Consider the following 24100-nt stretch of genomic DNA (forward strand, 5'->3'; position numbering starts at 1 on the left):
GGCGTTAGTCTTTGTAAGAAGTATCGAGACGGTCAAGACGGCGCAACCACGCCTGCCAGACCTGTTGACGTTCATGCTCCACGCCCATCAGCTGCTCGCAGGCGTGCTGGCTGAGGTGCGGGGCGATGGTGTGGATCGGGCTGAGGGCCGCCAGCTGGGCGGCGGCCATCTGGATCTCGCAGGCACGATTGAGGTAGAACATGATGTAAAAGGCGTCAGCCACGGTACGGCCCACCGACAGCAGGCCGTGGCTCTGCAGGATCATGGCGATATTATTCCCCAGCGAGCGCTGAATGCGCGCCCGTTCGTCGAGGTCAAAGGCCACCCCTTCATAGGGGTGGTAGCCGACGCGCTGGTAAAACTCGGTGCTGATCTGGTTGAGCTGCAGCAGGCCGTCCTCGCAGGCGGCCACCGCCATCCCCGGCAGGGTGTGGGTGTGGATCACGCAGTGGGCGTCTTCCCGGGCCATATGCACCGCGCTGTGGATGGTGAAGCCCGCCGAGTTAGCCGGCGCCTCGCCCTCTACGACCTTGCCCTGCATATCCACCACGATCAGATTGCTGGCGGTGACCTCATCAAACATCATGCCGAAGGGATTAATTAAAAAGCGCGGCTCGCCGTCGCCGGGCAGGCGCACGGAGAAGTGGGTGTAGAGGGTATCCTCCCAGCCGAACAGCGCCGCCAGACGGTAGGCGGCGGCCAGCTGCTGGCGCAGGTGTTGCTCAGTTGCCATTTAGTGCACTCCCATAAATTCACGGATTCGTTGCAGAGAAGGGGCCTCCAGCGGGCTGCGGATCACCTGCGGGGCGATGTCGGCCTGCACCACGCCGTTCTCCATCAGCACCACGCGGTCGGAAATCGACAGGGCGAAGTCCATCTCGTGGGTGACAATCAGCATGGTCATACCTTCGCGGGCCAGCGACTGAATAACCTTCAGCACCTCGCCCACCAGCTCGGGATCCAGCGCCGAGGTCGGTTCGTCAAACAGCATGATGTCCGGCTTCAGCGCCAGCGCCCGGGCGATCGCCACGCGCTGCTGCTGGCCGCCGGAGAGCTGTCCGGGGTACTTGTGGGCATGGGCCAGCAGACCGACGCGGTCGAGCAGCGCCAGGGCCTGCTCGCGGGCGACCGGCTGATCCAGCAGCTGGTGGTAGCGCGGGGCCAGCATCACGTTGTCGAGCACCGTGCGGTGGGGGAACAGGTTGAAGCTCTGGAAGACCATGCCGATGCGCCGCACCCCGGCGCGCATCTGGCGCTTATCGACGATGGCTCCGCCTTTCAGATAGTCCTCGCCGTAGAGAATGATCTCCCCGCCATCAATGCTTTCGAGGGCGTTGATGGTGCGGATCAGGGTTGTTTTGCCGGAGCCGGACGGGCCGATGATGCTGATCACCTCCCCGTTATCTACCTGCAGGTCGATGCCTTTCAGCACCTCATGCTGGCCCCAGGATTTGCGGATGCCCCGCAGATCCAGCGCCGGCGGCGCGCCGTTGACGGCCGGGGTGTTGATCGCTTCCGTCATCGCCGGCAGGCTCTGGCGCAGCGCCTGGCATTCCGCCTCGCTGAGCGTTTGCGGACGCTTGCGCTGAATATCGAGGCTATTCTCCAGCGCCCGGAACAGCCAGGTGAAGACGGTAACCACCATGACGTAGTACACCGCCACCGCCAGCAGCGTCTCCATCACGAGGAAATTTTGCGCATACAAGCGCTGGCCGGTGAGCAGCAGCTCGGGTAAGGAGACTACCGATAAAATCGAGCTCAGCTTAATGATGGTGATGTATTCATTGATCAGCGTCGGCAACGAGATGCGAAACGCCTGAGGAATAACAATCAGCCGCTGGATGCCGATAAAGCTGAAGCTCAGCGCATGGCCCGCCTCGCTTTGCCCTTTGGCCACCGACAACAGCCCGCCGCGATGGATCTCCGCCATATAGGCCGCTTCGGTGACGGTCATCGACACCAGCCCGGCGATAAACGGCACCCCGAGCAGCGGCTGGGTCAGCGGAAACAGCTGCGGCAGGTTGTAGACAAACACCAGCAGCACCATCAGCGGCACGCTGCGGAAAAACCAGATATAGAGTTCGACGGGGATCTTGATCCAGCGCGGCGCCGAGAGCTTCGCGCAGGCTAGCAGAAAACCGACCACCAGGCCGATCCCCCAGGACAAGGTGCTGATCACGATAACCGTCACGCACGCCTGCCAGAATGCCCCAATGCTAAATAATGAAAAAAAGTATCCCCAATCGAACGCCATACTGACTCCTGTTGCGCAGTGCTTATTGTCTTAATCGATGCTTTCTAAGTTGTATTTTTTGATCAGCGCGGCATATTTGCCGTTGGCTTTGAGCGTGGCGAGGGTGGCCTTGATCGCCTCCGCCAGCTCGGTGTTGCCTTTGGCGACATAGATCCCCAGCGGCAGCGGGTAGACGAGGCGCGTCGAGCTTATCCCCAGGCGACCGCGGCTCTTATCGACGATAATCTGCGCCGCCGGGGCTATCTCAAGCTGGGCGTCGATGTTCTTCGACAGCAGCGCCTGGGAGGCTTCCGGCGCCGTCGGGAACTCCTGAATAGTGATGGCCGGTTTGCCGTTTTTCAGGCACCACTCATCGGAGTGTTTTTTCAGGCTGGTCACCCAGGTGGTGCCTGCCTGCAGACCGACCTTCACGCCGCACAGCTCATCTTCGGTTTTCGGCTGCGCCGCGCCGCCCTTCAGGGCGATGATCGACGCGCCGGAGAGGGCGTAAGGGATGGCGTCGGCCTGTTTCTGGCGCTCCGGCGTCACGTACATCCCGGAGATCACCGCATCATATTTCTTGCCGATGCCGAGGATCAGGCTGGTGAACTTGGTGTCGATCAGCTGCGGTTTGGCCTGCAGATGCTCGGCAATCAGCGTCGCGAACTCCGGGTCGAGACCGACGATATTGTTATGGCTGTCATAGGACTCAAACGGCGGGTAGGTGACCTCCATCCCCACCTTAAAGACGCCCTCGGTCAGCAGTTCCGCCGCCTGGGTGACAGAGGAGAAACAGGCGCTGACGGCGAGGGTAAGCGCGACGCGGCGCGAGATTTTTTTCAGGGTGCTAGTCATCATGGATCCTCACGGGTGGTTAGGGTTTTTTTTGCTGTGCCTGTTTTTTCAGATGGCCAAAGGTATGGGTGCCGCGCGCGCGCGCCGGCAGCTGGAGCTCGCCGCGATTGACCTTCTCGCGCAGATAGCGATAGGTTTGCAGCGCCTGGCTCCACATATGCTCGCCGATGCTCAGCTCCTGATATTCGCTGGCTTCGCCGGCGGCGAGAAAGGTCGGCAGCGGGCGGATCAGCGTGTGGTAATCGCAGGCGAAAAACAGCGGGAAGGAGTACCGCTCCTGCGGCACTTTGCGCACCCGGTGGGCTGTAGCAACAAATGTGCCAGCGCTGAGCACTTCCAGCATGTCGCCGATATTGATCACGAACGCCTCTTCTCCGGCGGCGTTCGTGACGGGAGGCGCGTCGATCCACACGCTTTCTTCATTGAGGACTTCAAGCCCGGGCTGGTCGGCGAGCAGCAGGGTGAAGCACTCATAGTCGGTGTGTGCACCAATTCCGGGAACATCTTCGACGCTGGCGTCGAACGGGTAATGGATGAGCCGCAGCTTGGCCGGCGGGCAGGTCACCATCGGTTTGAAATACCCTTCCGGCAGACCGAGCGCGAGGGCGAAAGCGTCGAACAGGCGGTGGCCGAGGGCGAAGACCGCGTCGTAGTAGGCCAGCACCCGCGCGCGGAAATCCGGCAGGTCGGGCCACTCGTTGGCGCCGATCAGCGGCGTACCGGCGAGCACCAGCGGATGGTCGTCCGCCGCCTGGAAGCCAATATCGAAGGCCTCTTTATGGTCCGGCTTGCCGGCGCCGTAGATCTCTTCTCCTTCCGGGACGTAGCCCTTATGGCTTTTGGAGCGGCCGATGTAATAGTTCATCTTCTCCGCCATCGGCAGGGCGAAGATCTGCTTCGCCGCCTCGCGGACGCCGGCGATCAGCGCCGGGTCGATGCCGTGGCCGGTGATGTAGAAAAAGCCCACCTCGAGCGCCGCGCGGCCGATGGCGTCGGCCACCGCCTGGCGCCTGGCGAGATCGTCGCCGGCCAGATCGCGGATATCGATGGTCGGGAGTTCAGTAAAAGCGTGCTTCACGGCGGTCATGGCTGCGGTTCCTGTTCAGTGAGCGTTAAAAACTGCTGAAAGTGGGGCTGCTGGCGCGCGGCCATCCAGGCGTTGAGCGACCAGAGGTCGGCCACCGGAACGTTGGTGAACGGCAGATGGTGCAGATAGCCGTCGGCGCCAAACTCCGGCGTCAGGGTGGTCTGCGGGTAGCCGCGCCGGCGCTGCGAATGCCAGATTTGCTCCCAGAAGCGCTCGGCAAAGGCCAGCGCCGGCTGATACTCCGGCGCCGCCGGGTGCGGCACCTGCGGCCCCTGGTCGTAGCCCACCCGGGCCTGCACGTGATGCACGCGGTCGATAAAGGCGCTGAAGTCATCGCAGGGGTCATCCAGCAGGCGCTCGCTGACCACCACCCAGTGGCTGATGTCGGCGGTAAAGCGCAGCTGGGGGAGCTGCTGAATGATCTCCAGGGTGAGCCACGGGCTGTACAGCGAGGTGGCGCGATGGGTTTCAAAGCTGCAGGTCAACCCAAACCCGGCGGCCAGCTCGTGCGCCTTGCCGAGAAAATCGACCTGCTGCGCCAGCGGCCAGCGATCGTTGCCCGCCAGCAGATTGACAAAGCGCGGGTTGAGGCCGCTGGCCTCGGCGAAGCGGATCCGCAGGCGCGCCAGATGCTGCTCCGGCGTTTCATGCTGAGCGGGGAGCACCCCGCCGCCGCTGAAGAGAATGGCGATATACTCTAGCCCCGACGCCTGCAGGCGGTCGGCGAGCTGCCGCCGCTCCTCCGCCGTTAACGGGACGCGGGCTTCGATACCGCAGCAGCCGACGCGCTGCAGTTCATCCAGCGTTTGCGGCCAGGGGGTCGTCACTCCCCAGAGGGTGCGAAAGCATTTCAGCTCCATGGCGGCTTCCTCAGGCGTACTTCACGCCGGGCAGGACGCAGAGCATCTCGTACAGCAGGTTGGCCGCCAGCTGGGAGGTATTACCGCTCACGTCATAGGGGGGCGAGACTTCAACCAGATCGGCGCCAATCAGGTTCAGGCCGCGGCAGCCGCGGACGATCTCCAGCGCCTGAATGGAGGTCAGGCCGCCGACTTCCGGCGTCCCGGTTCCCGGGGCCCAGATAGGATCGAGGCTGTCGATATCAAAGCTGAGATACACCGGCCCGTCGCCCATCTGCTGGCGGACTTCGGCCATCAGCGGCGCCAGCGAGGTATGCCAGCACTGCTCCGCCTGCACCAGGCGAAAGCCCTGGTCGACGCCCCACTGGAAGTCCCCGGCGGCATAGCCCTGGGCGCGCTGGCCAATCTGCACCACCCGCTTGAGGTCGAGTAGTCCCTCCTCAACGGCGCGGCGGAAGGTGGTGCCGTGGGCGATTTTCTCACCGAACATCTCATCATTGGTGTCGGTATGGGCGTCGACGTGGATGAGCCCCACCGGCCCATGTTTTTTGGTCAGCGCCCGCAGGATGGGCAGGGTAATGGTGTGGTCCCCGCCGAGGGTGAGGGGGATCAGCGGATAACTATTCAAACCGGTGTAGTAATCTTCAATAATTTGCACCGATTTGAGCAAACTGTAGGTATTGATCGGCACATCGCCGATGTCGGCTACCGACAGCGAGTCGAACGGCGCGGCGCCGGTCGCCATATTGTACGGACGGATCATCACCGATTCGGCGCGAATATAGCGCGGTCCGTAGCGCGTGCCTGAGCGCTGCGAGGTGCCGATATCCAGCGGAATGCCGACAAATGCCGCATCAAGTCCCTGTAAATCTTCGATAAACGGCAGGCGCATCATCGTGGCGCGGCCGGCGAAGCGTGGCATCTCATTGCCACCCTGCGGTTGGTGAAAGAGGTTATCCATGTCTGCTCCTGAATCTGACGGATGAAACGTAACAGGAGAGATAGTGCGCAACCCGCGCTGGACTTTACATCGTCTGGCGTAAATACTCAGTTCATTTATTGGTGAACTAAATACGATGCATCACGACGCCAGCCTCAATATTCGTCAGCTGCAGGTTTTCGAGGCGGTGGCCCGCCTGGAGAGCTACAGCCGGGCCCAGCAGGAGCTGGGCATTTCGGTCTCCGCTATCAGCAATGCGATGTCGCAACTGGAGGGGCAGCTCGGCTTCACCCTCTGTCAGCGTGGGCGCGGCGGCTTTTCCTTAACGGAAAAAGGACAGCAGTTTTTACAGCAGGCGATCCGCGTGCTGAGCGAACTCAATGAGCTGGAGCGGCAGTCGGCCCTGCTCAAAGGGGAGCACAGCGGCACCCTGTGCATTTCGACGCTCGACTCCATCGAGACCGAAACGGCGCTCTCGCTGCCGGTGGTCTTGCGCAGCTTCAGCGACAAATTTCCCCATGTGCATATCAAACTGATTATTCGCACCCCGGCGGAGCAACTGAACGGGGTGCTGAACAACCATATCGACCTGGCAATCGGCAGCTACAACTCGCAGGTGCATAACATCATCAGCGAGCCGCTGTATCGCGAGCAGCACTGGCTCTATTGCAGCGATCTGCACCCGATGTTCTTCAGCCGCCAGCTCGATAAAGAGCAGATCAGCCAGTGTCCGCTGGTGACCCGCAGCTACTGGAACACCAGCGATCTCCGCCGCCGGGGCTTCAGCAAAGGCAGCGCCACCGTTGAGACCGTCGACGCCCAGCTGCTGCTGATCCTCTCGGGGAAATATATTGGCTATCTGCCGGAGCATTACGCCTGGCCGTGGATCAAAGAGAACCGCCTGCGGGTGCTGTTGCCCAACGAGTTTGGCTTTCAGTCGCCGTTCTCGGCCATCTGTAAGCGCGGGCGCAGTAATGAACCCTATCTGAAAGCGTTCCGCGATCTGCTGAAGAAAAACACGGTGGCGCGGCCGAAGTGGAATTATTAAGCGGGGCGGGCGCTTCCCTCCGCCGTGGTGGCGGGGTTCGCGCTCAGCGCGCGGTCCGGCGGGGGTGTTTTTCTGTTCAAAAAATGAACGGCGGCCGGTAGCCCGCTTGTGCTGGGGCTGCCGGGCAACTGCCTCCAGGTTATCCACAGGGTTAGGGGCCGCTGATGTGGACAGGTCGCCGGGCGGTGGGCGGGTTAGCGATTCGCTTTGATGGTTTTTTCCGCGATCGAGAGGGTGGAGAGTTTATGCAGGCAGATCAGCGCCAGACAAACCCCGCAGGCGAACAGATAACTTGCCATACAGAATTTTTGCAGACGGGATAAATGATTAATCCGCTCAATCACCGCCGGGCTGGCGAGGCCTTCATACAGGAAAGGCAAAGCCGTTAAGAAGCCGCCAATAAAATAGAGCGCCAGACTGATGACTTCGACGCATTTGCGATAGAGCCAGAAGCGATAGCCCGGCTTTTTCCATTTGAATATCCGCTTTTCATTATTGACGGAAATTAAATGCTGGCATTTGCTGTAATTATCAATATCGCTGACCGGATTTTTGCATTTCAACAGTATTTTTCTTTGTTCCATGGTCAGGTTTTTATCTTTGGTCAGCGCGGCGATACCATATTCGTACGCGATCCGTTGCAGATTAGGGTCGTCGCTGTTTTTATGCAGCGCAGCGGCGAACTCACTGATGTTTTTGCGCGAGGTGAATATTTTATCTTTAGGGAATACCCAGCCAGAACGCACGGCAAAAATTTGAATAATCAGCGGGATAATAGCGATAGCATATTTTAAGATCTCAGTCGGAATAATATTCATCTCCGTATTTTCCTTTCCATGATAACGGGGCGGGCTGAAATATACCTTAGCCATCATGATGGAGGGGTGTCAAATATCACGAGGCACGCCGGTATATTTTCCATGGCGAAAGGTGAGCGTCTGGTGAAAGAGGGGAGAGGGCGGTCGTGTCGACTAATGAACAAGAGAATACTCCGCCGGCCTGGCCGGCGGAGGGGGCGGCGTTTATATCGGTCTCGCCGTCAGGGTCATCATATCGCCGATCGCCCGCTGGCGGTCAAAATGGCGATCGCGGTGGATCTCGCTCTCGCCCACCTGCAGCGAGGCGGCCCAGATCTGCTGACAGCGCGGCCGGCGGCGGGCGTCAAAATGCGCCAGCGCGGCTGCGACGCTGTCGGTCTGCTGCAGCGCTTCGCGCAGCACGATGGCATCCTCAATCGCCATGCCCGCCCCCTGACCGAGGTGCGGGGTGGTAGCGTGAACCGCGTCGCCCACCAGTACGACACGTCCCTGATACCAGGGATCGTCGACGAATAGCTCCTCCAGCGGCTTATAGACGACCTCGTCGTTGTTAACGATATGCTCGCGCAGGCTCCCCGGTAACCCCGCGCCGGGCGGCAGACGGCGGCGCATCTCTGCCGCCAGCTGGTCGCGGGCGTAGCGGGGGTTATCCGCTTCGTGGGAGGTGATAAACAGATACATCAGATCTTCCCCCAGCGGCACCAGCCCGCAGTTGCAGCTCTCGCCCATAAAGCACATCAGATGGTCCACCTCCGGCGGACGCGGAAAGTTGTAGCGCCAAACGCCCTGACCGGTAAAGCGGGGACGATAGCGCTCGCCATACAGCATGCCGCGCACCCGGGAGTAGATCCCGTCGGCGCCTACCAGCAGATCGTAGCGCCCCTGGCCGCCGCGGCTGAAGCTCACCTCCACGGCATCGTCAACCTGACGAAAGGCGTCAATACTCTCGCCAGTGGTCAGTCGGACCCCCAGCTCCCGGGCGGTGGAACAGAGGACGTTGTGCAGGGCCAGGCGGGAGATGCCGACGTTAGCCGGGAACTGTTCACCCGCCAGCCGCTGGCCGGGAAAGCTGGCCAGCTGGTGGCCGCTCAGGGTGTGCACTGAGACGCTGTCAAACGGCCAGGCGGCGTCCAGATAGCGTTCCAGCACCCCAAGCCGCTGCATTTCCCGCACGACATTGTTCTGCTGAATGATACCGACGCCGTAGACCCGCCACTGCGGCTGGATCTCCACCACGTCGACGGCGACGCCGGCCTGGCGGAGGGCGATGGCGGTGCACAGACCGCCGATGCCGCCGCCAACGATTAATACGTTATTGATGTTCATCGTAGCTGTTTTCTCCAGGGTACAGAGTAGAGGACGTTAACCAGGCCAGCGGCGCGCTGACTAATCGCGATAAAGAATGATCGCTATCGCAAAAAACGATATCGCCGTGGAAATTGAAAACAAAAAGTTGCAGAAAAGTTAAATTAAGCCACAGGATAAGCACGCCATTTCTCGCCGGGGGACCCATGCGTTACCAACATCTTGATCTGAACTTACTGGTGGCACTGGATGTGTTACTCGATGAACAGAACATCACCCGCGCCGCGGGCCGGTTGCATATGACCCAGTCTGCCACCAGCGGGGTGCTCAACCGGCTACGCACCTACTTTGAGGACGATCTGCTCACCCAGGTGGGCAGAAAGATGCGGCCCACGCCGCTGGCGGAAGAGCTGCGGGAGCCGGTCCGCGACGTGCTGATGAAAATTCAGACCTCCATTGCCCGCCGGCCGGTGGATGAGCCGGCAACCAGTAAGCGCCATTTCCGCATTATGGCCTCGGATTACGTTATCAACGTGATGCTGAAGGATGCGCTGCAGGCGGTACACCTGCAGGCGCCGAATATGACCTTTGAGTTTTTCTCGCCGGACGCCCAGTCCACCGGCATGCTCAACCGCGGCGAGCTGGATATCATCGTGGCGCCGGAGCGTTTTATGGCCGCCGACCATCCCGCCGAAGCGCTGTTTGACGAAGAGTTTGTCTGCCTGGCCTGGGCGGACAATCCCCACACCGGCGAGGCGCTGACCCTTGAAGCTTGGCAACAGCTGGGGCACGTGTCGGTGGTCTTTGGCCGCGAGCGGCAGCCGGGGCTGGAGGGCAATCTGTTTGCCGAGTCGGGGCTGAGCCGCCGTATCGAGGTGGTGACCCACAGCTACCACTGCGTTCCGCAGCTGCTGATCGGCACCTCGCGGATCGCCACGCTGCACCGGCGGCTGGCGGAGCAGTACGCGGCGATGCTGCCGCTGCGTCTTTTCCCGGTCCCGGTGACGCTGCCGGTCATGCGCGAATTTATTGGCTGGCACCGCTCGCTGGATAACGATCCTATCTTCGGCTGGCTGAAAGCGAAAATCGTCGCCAGCGCACGCTAACCCACTGGTATTGCTCCCGTCGATACCTGACATCCTGAGACATGATTGGTCGCCCGCAGGTGCTTTATGTGACAGTGCCTGCGCTACAGCGATTGCGACTGAATGTTGAAGGATGACCCTATGTTTCGCTATTTCCCTAAAAACTATGTCTGGAACCTGTCGGTGGATCTCTCCATCGAGATGGGCGCCCGCATCGGTGAGATCGAAGAGATGTGCGCGCCGCTATTGGCCGCGTCCGAGCATCCCGACGCCGAAGGCACCCGCGCGTTCCGGGAAACCTGGTCCCGCATGGCCGATAAATTATGCGCGCTGGCCGGCGAAGATGAGGCGCGGGGGCGGCGGCTGTCGGCAGGAGAGAAATATCTTCGGGCGGCCAACTATTACCTGACCTGCGAGCGCCTGCAGGCGCATGGCGCGCCGGACCGCGATGCGCTGTACCGCCGCTTTCTCGATGTCTTTGCCGCCGGGCTGCACCATACCCATGCCAACTGTCAGCGGGTGACTATTCCCTACGAGGGCAAAACCCTGTCGGCGCTTTACGTCCGCGCTGAAGGGGCGACCGGCCGCGCGCCGCTGCTGGTGCAGGTCAACGGTCTCGACTCCACCAAAGAGATGAAATATCTGGTGGGGCTGCCGCAGTGGCTGGCGCGGCGCGGGGTCTCCTCGCTGGTGGTCGACCAGCCGGGAACCGGCGAAGCACTGCGTCTTCACGGCATGCAGGCCCGCTATGACAGCGAGCACTGGGCCAGCCGGATCGTTGACTGGTTGGAACAGCACCCGGAGGTGGATGCCGGGCGCATCGGCATGGAAGGGGTCTCGCTGGGCGGCTATTACTGCCCGCGGGCGGTGGCGTTTGAGCCGCGCTTCGCCTGCGGCGTGGTGTGGGGCGCCAATCACGACTGGCGGGAGGTACAGCAGCGCCGCCGCGAACGCGAAGGCGATTTTCCGGTACCGCACTACTGGCAGCATGTGCGCTGGGTGTGGGGGGGCGAGGATATCGACGCTTTTATGCGCATCGCGGAGAACGTCCATCTCGACGGCATTCTCGACCGCATACGGGTGCCTTTCCTCGTCACCCATGGTGAAAAGGACTCGCAGATCCCGGTGAAATGGGCGCAGCGCACCTACGACCAGCTGGTGAACAGCCCGCGCCGCGAGCTGAAAATTTTTACTGACCGCGAGGGCGGTGTGCAGCACTCCAGCTTCGACAACTCGATTAACGCCGGGCACTACATCGCTGACTGGGTGGCGGAAGCCCTCGGCGGCCGGGTGGCCTGAACACGCATAAGGAACAACCGCGATGAATATTCTTGGTCCGGATTATCTGGTATTTGGCGTCGATGACCTGGCGGGCTGCCGACAGTTTCTTCTCGACTACGGTTTACGCGAGCAGGAGAACGGTTTCTTTAGCGCGCTGGATGGCACCGGGGTGCTGCTGCGGGAGCGTGACGATCCATCGCTGCCCGCGGCGCTGCCCAGCGGCAGCCAGCTGCGGGAAACCGTCTATGGCGTGGCGGATAGCGCCACCCTTGAGGCGATCGCCGAGACGCTGCGCCGCGATCGCGAGGTGAAGCTCGGCGCCGACGGCGTGCTGCGCTGCGTCGATGATGCCGGCTTTGCCCTCGGGTTTCGCGTCAGCCAGCGCCAGCCGCTGCAGCGGGAAGGGGAGAAAATCAACGCCCCGGGGGATCGCGCCGGGCGGCCGGTCAACCAGACCGGGGCCAGCGCTGACATGGCGGCAGAGCCGCGCTCGCTCTCCCATGTGGTCTATTTTGTGCCGGACGCCGCGCGCGCGGAAGCCTTCTATCAACGGCTGGGCTTTGTCTGTACCGATCGCTTCACCCACGTTGGCCCCTTCCTGCGGCCCGCCGGCACTCAGGATCACCATACCCTGTTTCTGATCCAGGCCCCGCCGTTTATGACCGGTATTGAACACTTTACCTTTCATCTCGGCGGCCCCACCGAGCTGATGATGGCCGGCAGCCGCTTTCAGCAGAAGGGGTATCAGACCTTCTGGGGGCCGGGGCGCCATCAGCTGGGATCGAACTGGTTCTGGTACTTCAACAGCCCGCTCGGGTGTCACATCGAATACGACGCCGATATGGATCAGCACGATGACCACTGGCAGCCGCGCGAAGCGCTGCCGGGAGCCGATAACTCGCAATATTTCCTGCTGGGGTATCGCGAGAAGTGGGCCCCCGGTCCGGATAACGCCCGCTGATGGTTCGCCTGTGCCGTGCCGACATCCTGGCCGAGGGCCAGGCGCGGGGATTTGACCCTACGGGCAGCGGGCAGGCGACGGTGATTGCCTGCCGCTATCAGGGAATGCTCTATCTGTGGCGTAACCGCTGTCCGCATCTGGATACCCCGATGAACTGGCGGCAGGACGCTTTTTTCAACGCCCGGGGCGACCGGCTGGTCTGCTTCGCCCACGGGGCGATTTTTATGCCGGACAGCGGCCTCTGCGTGCAGGGCGCCTGCGTAGGCCAACGTCTGAGTCCGCTGGCTGGCGATGTGGACGCCGACGGCTGGCTCTGTCTGCTGGAGGAGGCAGGTCATGAAACTGGCAACACGAGATAATGGTGAACGCGACGGCTGCCTGGTGGTGGTCTCGGGGGATTTGACGCTGATGGCCGATGCGGCGGATATCGCACCGACGCTTCAGCAGGCGCTGGAGCAGGCCGCGCGGGTCTGGCCTGCGCTGCAGGCGCGCTATCAGGCGCTCAATGCGCGCCGCTACCCGGCGGCGCAGCCCTATGATCCCCGGCGCCTGCTGGCGCCGCTGCCCCGCGCCTGGCAGTGGCTGGACGGTTCGGCCTTCCTCAGCCATGGCGAGCGCATGCAGCGGGCCTTTCATCTGCCGCCGATTGCCGGCGCCGACCAGACGCCGCTGATGTATCAGGGCAGCGGGGACGACTTTCTTGCCCCCCACGCCGGGATAGTCTGCCGCCGGGTCGAGGACGGTCTCGACTTTGAGGGCGAGTTCGCGGTGGTGGTGGACGAGGTGCCGCAGGGGTGCTCGCCGCAGCAGGCGCTGAGCTGTATCCGCCTGATCGTCTTGCTCAACGATATCAGTCTGCGGGCGCTGGCGCCGCGCGAGATGCAGACCGGGTTTGGTTTTATTCATGCCAAACCCGCCTCGGCCTTTGCGCCGGTGGCCCTTACCCCGGATGAACTGGGAGAGGCCTGGCAGCACGGGCGGGCGGCGCTGACGCTGCAGGTGACCCGCAATGGCGAGCCGTTTGGCTGCCAGTCGGGCAGCGAGATGCATTTCCATTTTGGCGAACTGATTGCCCATGCGGCGCAGACCCGCCGCCTGCGCGCCGGGACGGTGGTGGGTTCCGGTACGGTGTCCGGGCCGGACGCCAGCCGCGGCGCCAGCTGTATCGCCGAGGTGCGGGCCATAGAGATGCTGGCCTTCGGCGAGCCGCGCACGCCGTTTTTGTCCCCGGGGGAGCGGGTGACGATGGAAGCCCACGCCCCTGATGGCCGGCCGCTGTTTGGCGTGCTGGATCAACATGTTGTGATGTTAACGGAGTAAACCATGATCAATCTTTTACAGGGGCGTCGGCTGATCGACCTCTCCGTCACCCTGGATAACAATCCCTGGACCGACCCGCCGCCGCTGCTGCCGAACATTGAGTATCAGGATCATCAGCAGGGATGGCCGGAAATGGCGGCGATGTTTCCGGGACTGGAAAAAACGCAGATGCCGGGAGAGGAGGCCTGGGCCTCGGAGCGCCTGACCGTGACGCCGCACAATGGCACCCATATGGATGCTCCATGGCACTATAGCTCAACCACCAACGGCGGCGAACCGGCGTTTGGCATCGATGAGCTGCCGCTGGAGTGGTGCCTGCGCCCCGGCGTCCGGCTGGATTTTCGCCATGTCGCCGACGGGGCGATCCTGCAGCCGGAGGATCTGCAGCGCGAGCTGGCGCGGATCGATTATCGCCTGTCGCCGCTGGATATTGTGTTAATCAATACCGCCGCCGGCGCCCGCTACGGCCAGCCGGATTATCTGCAGCGCGGCTGCGGCATTGGCCGGGCGGCAACGCTGTGGCTGCTGGAGCAGGGGGTACGGGTGGTCGGCACCGACGCCTGGAGCTGGGATGCGCCCTTCCACTTTACCCGCGAACGCTTTCAGGCCAGCGGCGACGCCGGGCTGATCTGGGAAGGACATAAAGCCGGCAGGGAGATCGCCTATGGGCAAATGGAGAAGTTGAGCAACCTGGAACAGCTTCCCGACCACGGCTTCTGGGTGAGCTGTTTTCCCTACAAGATCCGCCGCGGCTCGGCCGGTTTTATCCGCGCGGTGGCGATTGTCGACGCCTGAAGGAGTCGATGGTTATGTTAATTTAATGTGAATGCATTGTATTAATTGTGATAGCAATCGCAGTCCATGCCACCTGCATCCGGTAGGGTAGAACGGTATGTGTGCTGAGTTCGCTGCGGCGTGTTCAGCCAGGATACCGGGGCGACAGAGCGCCTTTCTTTATCGATAAAAAATAGAACTGTAATTCATATTCTAAATAAAAAGAAGTGACGGAGAGCGGAAGATGGTGATGCACAAGGTTTCAGCAACCCCGTGCGAGGCGGGGGCCGTACAGGCGATTTTACTGATGTTGGCGGCCCTGTTGCCGATCATGGGGACCTTGACCATGCTGCCGGTGATGCCGCTCCTGTTCGGCCATTTTGCCGCGCAGCCGCACGCCCAGCTGCTGGTGCCGATGATCATCACCATTCCGGCGGTGAGCATGGCGCTGCTGGCTCCGCTGGCGGGGAGGGTGGGCGATCGCCTGAGCCGTCGTCGCCTGCTGATTGCCGCCACTGCTCTGTACGCGGGGTTTGGCCTGCTGCCGGTGATGCTCGACGATCTGTATGCCATTCTGCTGGCGCGGCTGGTGATGGGCATCGCCGACGCCTTTATTCTTACCACCGCCAATGCGCTGATTGGCGACTACTTTGCCGGCGAGGCGCGCAGCAAATGGCTGGCGGTGCAGAGCGGCATCGGTTCGATACTGTCGACGCTGATCGTGCTGGGCGCTGGCCTGCTGGGCACCCTGGGCTGGTATGGCCCGATCTACCTGTATGCGCTGGCGATCCCGGTCTTTATCGGCCTGTGCCTGTTCACCGCTGAGCCGGCGACCCGCCGTCGCGCGGACAGCGTCGCTGACGAGGAGCCTGTCGCTTTTCCAGGGCGCAAAATGGCGACGATCGGCCTGATTACCCTCGCCAGCGCAATCCTCTACTTTCTCGAGCCGCTGCAGATAAGCCAGGTGTTCAGTCAGCTCGGGCTGACCTCCAGCAGCCAGATCGGCATCGCCACCGCCGTTGCGGGCATTGGCGTGCCGCTGGGCGCCTGGCTGTATGGCCGCAGCGCCAGGCAGCGTGTCGACAGGCAGTTTTTCCTTTTTTACGCCATTTTTGGCCTCGGTCTGCTGTTTATCGCCGTGGCCCACAATCCGCTGGCCGGCGTGGCGGCAGCATTCGTCGCGCAGGTTGGTAACGGAATGCTGATCCCTCTGATGCTGGCCTGGATGTTGGAAGCCCTGCCGGCGCCGCACCGGGCGACGGGGATCGGCATCTGGCACACCTTCTTTTTCCTCGGCATGTTCATCAGCCCGGTTCTGATGACCTTGCTGAACGGCATGACCGGCAGTATGCAGGACAGCCTGCTGCTGTTTGCGCTGCTGACGCTGGCTATCGCCGGCGCGACGGGTATCGCCAGCGCCCGGATGGGGGGCCGCCGCGCGCTGGCTCGTTAATTTCACCTGACGACATAATTACCACACGCCCGCCGGTCTCCCGGCGGGAAGGGGAGGCCATTATTTAGAAAAAGCGTACACCTTATTTAGCGTTAACTTTCAGCCTAATTAATCCCTGTAAATAAACGTATTGTGACTAATTTATTTTTCACGATATGGCGCATCTTACCTGCAAAAAATAAAAATGAGGGTTTATTATGAGTCTCTGCTGTACCGACGTAAGTAAGAAAATAGTGTTTCCACTTTCGGCGCTGACGCTGGCGATATTCTCCAGTACCGCGCTGGCCGATACCTGGACCTGTGAGCAACTGGATAAACTGAATACCCGCTCCGCGCAGGTCGTCAGCCCTCCGTCGACCTGCGAATCGCTCATCGGCGATATTGGCGGCTTTCGCAGCGCGCTGGCCGACCGCGGGTGGGGCGTCCAGTTAAGCTGGAACCCGATGGTGATGTACGATCTGAAAGGCCAGTCCGCCGACCCGCAACAATATGCCGGGCAGAATTTTACCTGGTCGCAAAATATGTCGCTGAACGTCACCTACGATTTAAGCCGAATTGGTTTTAGCAAAGACGCGCAATTTACTTTTTCTCCCCAGTGGGCGACCTCTAATTATCATGATAGCTATCCGGAACTGCATAATATTGCGGTGCTGGCGGTGAACCAGCCCTTATTAAACGGCCAGCTGGAACTGCAGTATGGTTTTTATCCGTTAATTCGTCAGTTTTACGGCATGGTGCTGGGGGGGAACTCCTCGTCAGCCGCGCTGGGGCCGACCAGCGTGATCCCGGTGCAGGTGGGGATCAGCCTCAACGCGCCGACGCCGACCTTCACCGCCATCGTCCGCGACAGCGATAAGAAGTTCTATAACAACTTTGCCGTCAGCCGCAGTATGTCGCCTGCCGGACATCTCGACGACGTGGAGCAGAACCCCTCGGGGCTGAAATGGCACGTCGATGGCGCCAACCCGATCCTGGTTAATGAGTTTGGCTTTAAGCAGGCGGCGGGCGAGTCGCAGCGATCGCTGTGGTTCCGCGCCGGGGCTATCTATAACACCTCGCACTACCAGTATTTTGACCAGCCCGGCGACAGCAGTAGTAACTATGCGTTCTACGTCGCCAACACCATGCAGCTGACCCAGCCGAAAAAAGGGCTTCCGCTGGGGCTGTATCTCGATGTGAAAGCGGACTACGCGCCGGACGATCGCAATGCTTACACCAGCGACTTTCAGGTGACCTTCTTTGACATCGGCCTGTTTCCGGGCCGCGAGCAGGATATGACCTCGCTGGGCTACACCCGCTCCTTTATCAGTAAAAAGTTCCGCGATTATGTCGGCGAGGCGGGGATGGAAGCGCCGCAGAGCATCAACGCCATCTCCCTGTCGCACGCCCTGCGCGTGACGAAAGGTATTTACTGGATCAACGGTATCACCTGGCAGGATAACCCGACGCTGGTGCCGAAGCATGAGTCGGCGGTCCTCTGGCAGTCCTCGATGTACTGGAACTTCTGACACCGATCGCCTCAGGCTTTTAACCCCGCCCGCCGGTACGCTGCCGCCGGGCGGTTTTTTTTTCGCGAATCGGCTGGCGCAGGAATAAAAAAAGAGGGCCGGCATGTTGCCGACCCTCTTTGACATCGATCCGGGCTTAGCCCCGGTGGCTGATTTTCCCGTCGGGAGTCAGCACGAAATCGAAGGTTGCCCGGATATCGTCGCTGGCGAAACCCACCGCCAGCTGCCAGGGGCCGCTGGCCAGGCGCCATTCCTGGGCTGGCACCTGCCAGCGCTGCAGCGCGTGACGCGGCAGGGCAAGGGTCAGGGCGACTTCCTCGTGCGCCGGGACGCTGACCGCCGCAAACTCCGCCAGCGCCGACCAGGCCGTCTCCGGCCCCCGCAGGTAGAGCTGGACCACTGCTTTTCCGGCGCGGGCGGCGCGGTTTTCCAGCCGGCAGCGCAGCTGCAGAGCGTCCACCTCGTCGCCTGTCAGCGCGGCGGCGCTCAGGGTGATATCGGCATACCCCAGACCGTGACCAAAGGCCCAGGCGGCGGGGCGTTCGCGGGCGTTAAACCAGCGATAGCCCACCTGCTGGCGCTCGTGGTACCAGAGGTCCCCTGCGGCGTCCGGCGTCAGGCTGCGCACCGGATAGTCGTCCAGACGCTGGGCGAAGGTCACCGGCAGGCGACCGCCAGGCTCACGATCCCCGGCCAGCACCGAGGCCAGCGCCGGGCCAAACTCCTGGCCCGGATACCAGACGACCATGACCGCCGCCGCGTCGGCGAGACACCCGGTATCCACCGGATGGGCGACGTTGAGCACCACCACCGTCCGCGGATTCGCCGCGCAGACGGCGCGGATCAGGGCGACCTGATGCGCCGGCAGCGCGGTAGCGTCCCGGTCGATGCTCTCCAGACCGGCATCGGCCGTTTCCCCGATCACCAGCACCACGCTGTCGGCCGCCCGGGCATGGTCGACCGCCTGCTGCAGCAGGTCGATGGTTTGCGGGGGCTGGCAGCCGAACCAGATGCCGTGGGCGATACTGCTGCCCAGCGCCATCTCGGCCCGGAAGGTCAGGGTTTCCCCCGCCTGCAGCGGGAAGTCGAGACGGATATGCGGGGCTTGCATCAGCTTGCCCATGATATCCCCCTCCAGCGCCTCGCCGTTAAAGGTCGCCATGCGCTCGCCGTTCAGCTGCAGGGCGATCTCCCCGGTGCCGCCGATCCAGAAGCCGTAGCGGCCGCTCACCGGCGCGGTGAACTGGCAGCTTACCGTCACGGTGGCGCGTTCGGTCAGGCGCAGCATGTCGCCGACGCCCGGCATATCGCGGAACCAGATCAGCGAGGAGGCGTCGCGCACCTCCTGATGAACCACGCCCCCGTCGGCGGTGGCGTAGGCAACGTCCAGGCCGCGCTCGCCGGCGGCGGTGCGCAGCGGCAGATGATGCAGAGGCGGGATGCGGTAATCGCTCTCCACCCCCTGGGCATAGCTTATTTCGACCCCTGCGGCGGAAAAGCGCTGGCGAATGGCCTCCAGAGGAGAGATCAGCCCCGGCATCAGCGCCACTCTGGCAAAGGTCCCGCCCTGGAAGCAGGGCGTCGTGGCGTTGGGGCCAATCACCGCCAGCCGCTGTCCCGCCTGCGCGGCGAGGGGCAGCAGCCGCTGGCGATTGTGCAGCAGGACAAACCCCGCCGCCGCCGCCTCTTCGAGGGTGTGACGCCGCTGCGCCTCGGCGGCGGCAGAGCCATCCCAGGGCAGGGGATGGCTGACCCGTTCGGCCAGCCGCGCCAGCCGGATGGCGGCATCGTCCAGCCGCCGGGCGTCGCTGTCGGTGTCCATCAGCGCGGGCAGCAGGCGCTCGCCCATATGGCGGGCCGGGCCCGGCATCTCCAGATCCAGCCCGGCGCGGAAGCTGGCCGGGCCGTTCTGGGTGCCGAACCAGTCGGACATCACCAGCCCGTCCCAGCCGAGATCGCGCTTCAGCCACTGGCTGATGGCCTGATGCTGCTCGGCGCAATAGATCCCGTTCACCCGGTTATAGGCGGTCAGCATGCCCCAGACGCCGCGGCTGGCCGCCACTTCGAACGGCCAGAAATAGACTTCGCGCAGGGTGGCTTCATCGACAACCACGTTCATGGTCCGCCGATCGGTTTCCGAATCATTGCAGACCATATGCTTGACGATGCAGCCCACCCCCTGACGCTGGACGCCGTCGATCCACGCCGCGCCGAGCTCGGCGATATGCCGCGGGTCTTCGCCGAAAAGCTCAAACGCGCGGCCGGCAAGGGGGCTGCGCAACAGGTTCAGGTTAGGCGCCAGCAGCGCCTGCGTTCCGGTGCGCAGCGCCTCCTCGCCGATGACGCCGCCAACCCGGCTGACCAGCTGGCGGTCCCAGCTGGCGCCAAGCGCCAGCCCGCAGGGGCTGAGCAGGGCAATATCCCGCTCGTCAACCCGGCCGCCGGTGATCCCCATCGGGCCGTCGGACAGGGTGACTGAACCCAGCGTGGAGTGGGGGATAGGGTGGGTGGACCACATCCCCATCCCGGCGGTGAGCCGCGCTTTTTCGGCAACGCTAAGCGACAGACTGAGCGCAGGCATCGGCATGTCTCCGTAAGGGGGCATCGGGGGCGAAGGCCAGCGCTTGTTCGGCTACGGTGGCCAGCGCGCGCTGGACCGCGTCGTCGGTGCAGCGGCCCTCGCTGTCGAACAGCGACACGCCGGCGGTGTTGAGGGTCACCCCCAGCGGAGTCGGCCAGCCGCGCAGGGCGTGAACGATCCCACGCATGGCGCCGAGGGTGGTGTTGCAACCCTGCCAGCCGGCGGCGGTGACGATGCAGCCCACCGCCCGGCCATCAAGATAGACCCGGCTGTCGCCGCGCAAATCTTCCAGCAGGTCGATGGCGTTCTTCACCAGACCAGACACCCCGCCGTGGTAGCCCGGCGAGGCCAGCAGAATGCCGTCGGCCTGGCGCACGGCGTCGACAAACGCCGTTTCCTGCGGCGTGCGGGTGGTGACTTCCGGGTTAAACGGCGGCAGGGCCGCCAGTTCAGCGCCGCCGAACAGCTGGGTCTGCGCGCCGAGCGTGCGGGCGTGGGCCAGCGCGGCGGCGAGGGCGCGCTCGGTGCTGGAGCCCGGGCGGGTGGTGCCGCCGATGCCGATCAGCAGCGGTGGGCGTGAGAAAGCAGGTTTATTCATAGCAGGATCTCCCGGTCGGATTAGCGAAAGCGCGGCAGGATCTGGTCCGCAAACAACGAGATCGACTGCTGGCTCAGGCGCAGGCGCTCCTCGGTCAGCGGGCCGTTGGTGAAGCCGAGCAGCACGTTGCCGATGCCCAGCTGCTGATGGCGTTCCAGCTCCTCGGCGACGGTCTCCGGGCTGCCGTACAGGCACCAGGTTTTGATCCACTCTTCGCTGAAACAGTCCGGATGGCGGTGCAGCGTAACGCCGCTGAACTCTTCCGCCCGCTTGTTGTACTCATATTCCCGGTCGATGGCCTGCTGGTACCAGCCCATGATCTGCAGCATCTCTTCGCGGGCCTGCTCGTCGGTGGGGGCGATATGGACGCACTGCCAGGTGTGGGTGGTCCACGAGAGGCAGTGGTTCACCACCTCGTCGCTATGGCCGGCGTTGAGCAGGGCATCGCGGTAGCGGGTGAAATAGTGGGTCAGCTGGCCAAACGGATCGTTGCTGGCCGGGATCGGCGGAGTAAACGCGGGAATAAAGGCCGGCCAGCCGTTATCGGCGGCGCGCTGCATGCTGGTTTCACGCAGCGCCACCGGCATAATGCGGTTGAACGGTTTTTGCCAGGGGGCAGGAACGATGCGCTGGACTACCGCGCCCTTATAGTGGCCGGTTTCGAAAATGATCGGATCGTCTTCAATATTTTTCTCCCACAGCCGCTGGACCAGATCGAGGTTCTCCTGCAGCAGGCTGGAGGCGTCCTTGTAGTTCACGCCAAAGCCGATCATCTCTTCCGGCGTGGTGCCGCTGCCGATGCCCACCAGCAGGCGGCCTTCGGTGAGTTGATCCAGCAGGTTAACGCGCTCGGCGAAGCGCACCGGGTGGTGCAGCGGGACGGTGGTCACCGACATGCCGAAGTGGATCTTTTTCAGCTGGCCGGCCAGGTAAGCGGCGAAGACAAACGGATCGCTGGACATCGGCGCATAGCCGGTGAAGTGATGGTCTGGCATAAAGACCGCATCGAAGCCGCGATCTTCGGCCTGGCGCGCATGATCGATCAGCGACTGCATGACAAAACGATCCTGCTCGGGGGCGGTGGAACGGCCGACGAGGAAAACAGAGAAACGCATAGCAACTCCTGGGTTGTGTGGTGGTTGTTATTATTAAATAGAACTAGAATTATGATTCTAGTTGTTTATCAAAGAATGAAAATGACCGCCATCACACTTTTGCCACATCGCCGACGGGGGAGTCGGGTGGGCAATTTGCAGCGTGGTCGCTAACTGCAATACACTGCGGGGGTTTTCTATGGATAAAGAGGTGAGAACTGCGATGACCGATCTTCCCGCGATGCGCCAGCCGAAACAGGACCGGAGCCGGGTGGCGCTGGAGCGGCTGATGGCCGCCAGCCGTGAAATCCTGCATGAAGGCACCTTTGAGCTGCTGACCATTGCTGAAATCAGTAAACGCTCGGGCGTTTCTGTCGGCTCGATCTATGCCCGCTTCGGCGGCAAAGAAGATCTGTTTATCGCCGTCATGATGGAGGTGATGCAGGAGCTGGACGCCGAATGGCAGCAGCTGATCCAGCAGCTGCACGCGCGCAATCTGCCGCTGCGCCAGCGGCTTCCGGCGCTGATGGATGTCCAGGCGGAGTATCTGCGTCGCCATGCCGGGATCCTGCGGCCGTTTATGGCGCGGGCGGATGATGAGCGCGTGGCGGGGATTGGTAAAGCCGCTTACCAGAAAAATGAGCAGACCTTTATCGACCAGCTGCTCGACGCCGCGGCGGAGATCCGCCACCCGGAGCCAGAGCAGGCCGCCCGCTTCTGCTTTACGGTTTCGTATGCCGCGCTGGCGCGCTTCCTCGGCCTGGGGTCGGCGGCAGAAGCCGCCGGCGAGGGCGACTGGGAACAGCTCAAACGCCATCTGGGCATGATGTGTCTGAGCTATCTGGTTACCCCCGTCGAGGCGGGCTAAGCCGCGGGATTTTACTTCGCTAACTGCCAGGCGCTGGCCTGCTTGTGCTGACGCAGGCGCTGGCTATGGCGGGAGAAGGTATAAAGAAATATCGCGGCGGCCAGCACCAGCACCAGCGCCGCGATGCCGAGCGTCAGGAAGGCGCTCAGCACATCGTTCCCGGCCCGCAGGCGGATCGCGCCGACGATAATCGGGCTGACGAACATGCCCGCGAAGAAGGCCCCGGACCAGGCGCCCATCGCCCGGCCGCAGTAGGCGGGCGGAATCAACGATCCTACCCAGTAAATCATCGCATTAATCGCCATGCCGGCACCCAGCTGCTGGATGGCGGAGCCGATCCCCATGGCGATCAGCGTCCGCGATTCGCCCACCACCAGCATTCCGATCCCCATCAGGCAGAGCATGATGGCGAGCACGCGCTCCGGCGTATAGCGGCGGGAGACCAGACCGAACAGCAGCGAACCGACCGGCACGGCGAGGCTGACCAGCGACATAATCAGGCCGATACGCTGTGGGCTGGCGTTTTGCAGGGTATGAAAGGCGTTGGCGCCGTTGATGGTGTACACGTAATAAATGATGGCGCAGACAAAGGTAAGCATGCTGAGGGCGATCACTCGCGGCCACGGAAACGGATTATGCTGCGCCGCCTGGGCGGCGTGCTGTGGACGGGCCGCCTGAGCGGGTTCGAACATCCAGAAGTACATCGCCAGAAACAGCAGGATGGCGACAAAGTAGATCATAAAGGCGCCGTTCCAGCGCAGGGCGGTCAGATAGCCGGAGCTGGCCAGCACCAGCACCGCCAGCGCCGGGCCAATCACCCCCTGCACCGTCAGCCAGAAGCGGCGCTGTTTGTCGTCAAAGTAATCGATCAGCATGGTGTTAGCGATGGTCAATACCACCGCCTCCGCCAGCCCGACGCCGAGGCGGCTGCAAAAGATGACGGTCAGGGAGGTGATGTACAGCGGCATTGTGCCGCAGATGCCATACAGCAGCGTGGCGCTGAGCAGCAGTTTGCGGCGGCCAAATTTATCCGCCAGCCAGCCGGTGCAGGGCCCGGCGATGGCGATCACCAGACCGGGCGCGGTGAGCATCAGCGGCACCAGGGTTTCGACATAAGGCACGCCGGCGAAGTGCTGGATCAGCGTCGGGACCGCCGGCGCCAGGGAAACGATCGCCAGGATGGGCAGAAAGGCGGTCAGGGCGATGATGATGCCCTGGATCGCGCCGGCTTGCGGCGCGTGGGGCGGATTCAGACTATGGCTCACGACGTTCTCCTTTTATCGCGCGGGTCGCCTGTCGTTGGCGGCGGCGCGGTTTTTTAGTATGCAGGTCAGGGATACAGGTGGCGGCGGGAATAGCCGCGGATTTAAGAGTAGGAGCAGGAACGGCGCGGGGAAAAATTGTGATTACGTATGTGATCCATCACAAACA

Annotated in this window: 22 protein-coding genes; 10 read left to right on the plus strand and 12 right to left on the minus strand. The window is 62.5% G+C overall.

Annotation, left to right across the window (positions count from 1 at the left end):
• Window positions 1-4 precede the first annotated feature (4 nt).
• From LGM20_RS05910 to speB, 6 genes are read right to left on the minus strand one after another with little or no spacing between them, the layout of a single operon-like run.
• Window positions 5-733 carry a class II aldolase/adducin family protein gene (locus tag LGM20_RS05910; protein WP_032453783.1) on the minus strand — a complete coding sequence of 243 codons (729 nt, stop codon included), beginning with the start codon at window positions 731-733 and terminating at the stop codon, window positions 5-7.
• Window positions 734-2254 carry an amino acid ABC transporter permease/ATP-binding protein gene (locus LGM20_RS05915; protein WP_023290727.1) on the minus strand — a complete coding sequence of 507 codons (1521 nt, stop codon included), beginning with the start codon at window positions 2252-2254 and terminating at the stop codon, window positions 734-736.
• Window positions 2255-2284: 30 nt separating this feature from the next.
• A complete protein-coding gene (locus LGM20_RS05920; protein WP_044524443.1) occupies window positions 2285-3088 on the minus strand; it encodes an ABC transporter substrate-binding protein in 804 nt (267 codons plus the stop codon).
• 19 nt (window positions 3089-3107) lie between these two features.
• Window positions 3108-4175: an isopenicillin N synthase family dioxygenase gene (locus LGM20_RS05925; protein ID WP_044524441.1), complete on the minus strand. Its 1068-nt coding sequence runs from the start codon at window positions 4173-4175 to the stop codon at window positions 3108-3110.
• Window positions 4172-5035, minus strand: a complete 864-nt coding sequence (locus LGM20_RS05930; RefSeq protein ID WP_044524440.1) for a sugar phosphate isomerase/epimerase family protein — start codon at window positions 5033-5035, stop codon at window positions 4172-4174. The genes LGM20_RS05925 and LGM20_RS05930 overlap by 4 nt, the downstream gene beginning before the upstream one ends.
• A gap of 10 nt (window positions 5036-5045) precedes the next feature.
• Window positions 5046-5996, minus strand: coding sequence for an agmatinase (speB, locus tag LGM20_RS05935; RefSeq protein WP_004145693.1), 951 nt, complete (start codon window positions 5994-5996; stop codon window positions 5046-5048).
• Window positions 5997-6111: 115 nt separating this feature from the next.
• Here speB and LGM20_RS05940 point away from each other — a divergent pair, with 115 nt between their 5' ends.
• A complete protein-coding gene (locus LGM20_RS05940; protein ID WP_002914199.1) occupies window positions 6112-7023 on the plus strand; it encodes a LysR family transcriptional regulator in 912 nt (303 codons plus the stop codon).
• Between the two features lie 194 nt (window positions 7024-7217).
• Here the strand turns inward: LGM20_RS05940 and LGM20_RS05945 are convergent, their stop codons facing one another.
• The gene (locus tag LGM20_RS05945; protein ID WP_044524439.1) at window positions 7218-7841 is read right to left on the minus strand and encodes a hypothetical protein; all 624 of its coding nucleotides are present in this window, start codon (window positions 7839-7841) and stop codon (window positions 7218-7220) included.
• A 204-nt stretch (window positions 7842-8045) separates the two neighbouring features.
• Complete coding sequence (locus LGM20_RS05950; protein WP_023290721.1) at window positions 8046-9167, minus strand: FAD-dependent oxidoreductase; 1122 nt, start codon at window positions 9165-9167, stop codon at window positions 8046-8048.
• 185 nt (window positions 9168-9352) lie between these two features.
• Between LGM20_RS05950 and LGM20_RS05955 the strand changes: the two genes are divergently transcribed.
• The 8 genes from LGM20_RS05955 to LGM20_RS05990 all read left to right on the plus strand — a co-directional run bounded on the left by LGM20_RS05955 (window position 9353) and on the right by LGM20_RS05990 (window position 17528).
• A complete protein-coding gene (locus LGM20_RS05955) occupies window positions 9353-10252 on the plus strand; it encodes a LysR family transcriptional regulator (RefSeq protein ID WP_023290720.1) in 900 nt (299 codons plus the stop codon).
• A gap of 120 nt (window positions 10253-10372) precedes the next feature.
• Complete coding sequence (locus LGM20_RS05960; protein WP_023290719.1) at window positions 10373-11530, plus strand: alpha/beta hydrolase family protein; 1158 nt, start codon at window positions 10373-10375, stop codon at window positions 11528-11530.
• Window positions 11531-11552: 22 nt separating this feature from the next.
• The gene (locus tag LGM20_RS05965) at window positions 11553-12473 is read left to right on the plus strand and encodes a VOC family protein (protein ID WP_044524437.1); all 921 of its coding nucleotides are present in this window, start codon (window positions 11553-11555) and stop codon (window positions 12471-12473) included.
• Window positions 12473-12832, plus strand: coding sequence for a Rieske (2Fe-2S) protein (locus tag LGM20_RS05970; protein WP_044524436.1), 360 nt, complete (start codon window positions 12473-12475; stop codon window positions 12830-12832). Before LGM20_RS05965 ends, LGM20_RS05970 begins: the two co-directional genes overlap by 1 nt.
• Window positions 12810-13793, plus strand: a complete 984-nt coding sequence (locus tag LGM20_RS05975; RefSeq protein ID WP_032454935.1) for a fumarylacetoacetate hydrolase family protein — start codon at window positions 12810-12812, stop codon at window positions 13791-13793. The genes LGM20_RS05970 and LGM20_RS05975 overlap by 23 nt, the downstream gene beginning before the upstream one ends.
• Window positions 13794-13796: 3 nt before the next feature.
• Window positions 13797-14588 (plus strand): cyclase family protein, encoded by a 792-nt coding sequence (locus tag LGM20_RS05980; protein ID WP_023290715.1) that lies wholly within the window; start codon window positions 13797-13799, stop codon window positions 14586-14588.
• A gap of 229 nt (window positions 14589-14817) precedes the next feature.
• On the plus strand, window positions 14818-16020 hold the full coding sequence (locus tag LGM20_RS05985) for an MFS transporter (RefSeq protein ID WP_224222701.1): 1203 nt from the start codon (window positions 14818-14820) through the stop codon (window positions 16018-16020).
• A gap of 197 nt (window positions 16021-16217) precedes the next feature.
• Complete coding sequence (locus LGM20_RS05990; protein WP_043521376.1) at window positions 16218-17528, plus strand: carbohydrate porin; 1311 nt, start codon at window positions 16218-16220, stop codon at window positions 17526-17528.
• A gap of 136 nt (window positions 17529-17664) precedes the next feature.
• Here LGM20_RS05990 and LGM20_RS05995 read toward each other — a convergent pair whose 3' ends face one another.
• From LGM20_RS05995 to LGM20_RS06005, 3 genes are read right to left on the minus strand one after another with little or no spacing between them, the layout of a single operon-like run.
• Window positions 17665-20109, minus strand: a complete 2445-nt coding sequence (locus LGM20_RS05995; protein WP_044524430.1) for a beta-glucosidase family protein — start codon at window positions 20107-20109, stop codon at window positions 17665-17667.
• Window positions 20084-20707 (minus strand): NADPH-dependent FMN reductase, encoded by a 624-nt coding sequence (locus LGM20_RS06000; protein ID WP_044524429.1) that lies wholly within the window; start codon window positions 20705-20707, stop codon window positions 20084-20086. The genes LGM20_RS05995 and LGM20_RS06000 overlap by 26 nt, the downstream gene beginning before the upstream one ends.
• Before the next feature lie 20 nt (window positions 20708-20727).
• A complete protein-coding gene (locus tag LGM20_RS06005; RefSeq protein ID WP_014907086.1) occupies window positions 20728-21822 on the minus strand; it encodes an LLM class flavin-dependent oxidoreductase in 1095 nt (364 codons plus the stop codon).
• Window positions 21823-22024: 202 nt separating this feature from the next.
• Here LGM20_RS06005 and LGM20_RS06010 point away from each other — a divergent pair, with 202 nt between their 5' ends.
• Complete coding sequence (locus LGM20_RS06010) at window positions 22025-22669, plus strand: TetR/AcrR family transcriptional regulator (protein WP_012967405.1); 645 nt, start codon at window positions 22025-22027, stop codon at window positions 22667-22669.
• Window positions 22670-22680: 11 nt separating this feature from the next.
• Here LGM20_RS06010 and LGM20_RS06015 read toward each other — a convergent pair whose 3' ends face one another.
• Window positions 22681-23934, minus strand: a complete 1254-nt coding sequence (locus tag LGM20_RS06015) for an MFS transporter (protein ID WP_044524426.1) — start codon at window positions 23932-23934, stop codon at window positions 22681-22683.
• Window positions 23935-24100 lie beyond the last annotated feature (166 nt).

This window comes from Klebsiella quasipneumoniae subsp. quasipneumoniae (assembly GCF_020525925.1).
Taxonomy (GTDB): domain Bacteria; phylum Pseudomonadota; class Gammaproteobacteria; order Enterobacterales; family Enterobacteriaceae; genus Klebsiella; species Klebsiella quasipneumoniae.

Excerpts from the sequence above, each read along its gene's own strand:
- LGM20_RS05910 (WP_032453783.1), bottom strand. The coding sequence starts at position 733 with ATGGCAACTGAGCAACACCTGCGCCAGCAGCTGGCCGCCGCCTACCGT.
- LGM20_RS05915 (WP_023290727.1), bottom strand. The coding sequence starts at position 2,254 with ATGGCGTTCGATTGGGGATACTTTTTTTCATTATTTAGCATTGGGGCA.
- LGM20_RS05920 (WP_044524443.1), bottom strand. The coding sequence starts at position 3,088 with ATGACTAGCACCCTGAAAAAAATCTCGCGCCGCGTCGCGCTTACCCTC.
- LGM20_RS05925 (WP_044524441.1), bottom strand. The coding sequence starts at position 4,175 with ATGACCGCCGTGAAGCACGCTTTTACTGAACTCCCGACCATCGATATC.
- LGM20_RS05930 (WP_044524440.1), bottom strand. The coding sequence starts at position 5,035 with ATGGAGCTGAAATGCTTTCGCACCCTCTGGGGAGTGACGACCCCCTGG.
- speB (WP_004145693.1), bottom strand. The coding sequence starts at position 5,996 with ATGGATAACCTCTTTCACCAACCGCAGGGTGGCAATGAGATGCCACGC.
- LGM20_RS05940 (WP_002914199.1), top strand. The coding sequence starts at position 6,112 with ATGCATCACGACGCCAGCCTCAATATTCGTCAGCTGCAGGTTTTCGAG.
- LGM20_RS05945 (WP_044524439.1), bottom strand. The coding sequence starts at position 7,841 with ATGAATATTATTCCGACTGAGATCTTAAAATATGCTATCGCTATTATC.
- LGM20_RS05950 (WP_023290721.1), bottom strand. The coding sequence starts at position 9,167 with ATGAACATCAATAACGTATTAATCGTTGGCGGCGGCATCGGCGGTCTG.
- LGM20_RS05955 (WP_023290720.1), top strand. The coding sequence starts at position 9,353 with ATGCGTTACCAACATCTTGATCTGAACTTACTGGTGGCACTGGATGTG.
- LGM20_RS05960 (WP_023290719.1), top strand. The coding sequence starts at position 10,373 with ATGTTTCGCTATTTCCCTAAAAACTATGTCTGGAACCTGTCGGTGGAT.
- LGM20_RS05965 (WP_044524437.1), top strand. The coding sequence starts at position 11,553 with ATGAATATTCTTGGTCCGGATTATCTGGTATTTGGCGTCGATGACCTG.
- LGM20_RS05970 (WP_044524436.1), top strand. The coding sequence starts at position 12,473 with ATGGTTCGCCTGTGCCGTGCCGACATCCTGGCCGAGGGCCAGGCGCGG.
- LGM20_RS05975 (WP_032454935.1), top strand. The coding sequence starts at position 12,810 with ATGAAACTGGCAACACGAGATAATGGTGAACGCGACGGCTGCCTGGTG.
- LGM20_RS05980 (WP_023290715.1), top strand. The coding sequence starts at position 13,797 with ATGATCAATCTTTTACAGGGGCGTCGGCTGATCGACCTCTCCGTCACC.
- LGM20_RS05985 (WP_224222701.1), top strand. The coding sequence starts at position 14,818 with ATGCACAAGGTTTCAGCAACCCCGTGCGAGGCGGGGGCCGTACAGGCG.
- LGM20_RS05990 (WP_043521376.1), top strand. The coding sequence starts at position 16,218 with ATGAGTCTCTGCTGTACCGACGTAAGTAAGAAAATAGTGTTTCCACTT.
- LGM20_RS05995 (WP_044524430.1), bottom strand. The coding sequence starts at position 20,109 with ATGCCTGCGCTCAGTCTGTCGCTTAGCGTTGCCGAAAAAGCGCGGCTC.
- LGM20_RS06000 (WP_044524429.1), bottom strand. The coding sequence starts at position 20,707 with ATGAATAAACCTGCTTTCTCACGCCCACCGCTGCTGATCGGCATCGGC.
- LGM20_RS06005 (WP_014907086.1), bottom strand. The coding sequence starts at position 21,822 with ATGCGTTTCTCTGTTTTCCTCGTCGGCCGTTCCACCGCCCCCGAGCAG.
- LGM20_RS06010 (WP_012967405.1), top strand. The coding sequence starts at position 22,025 with ATGACCGATCTTCCCGCGATGCGCCAGCCGAAACAGGACCGGAGCCGG.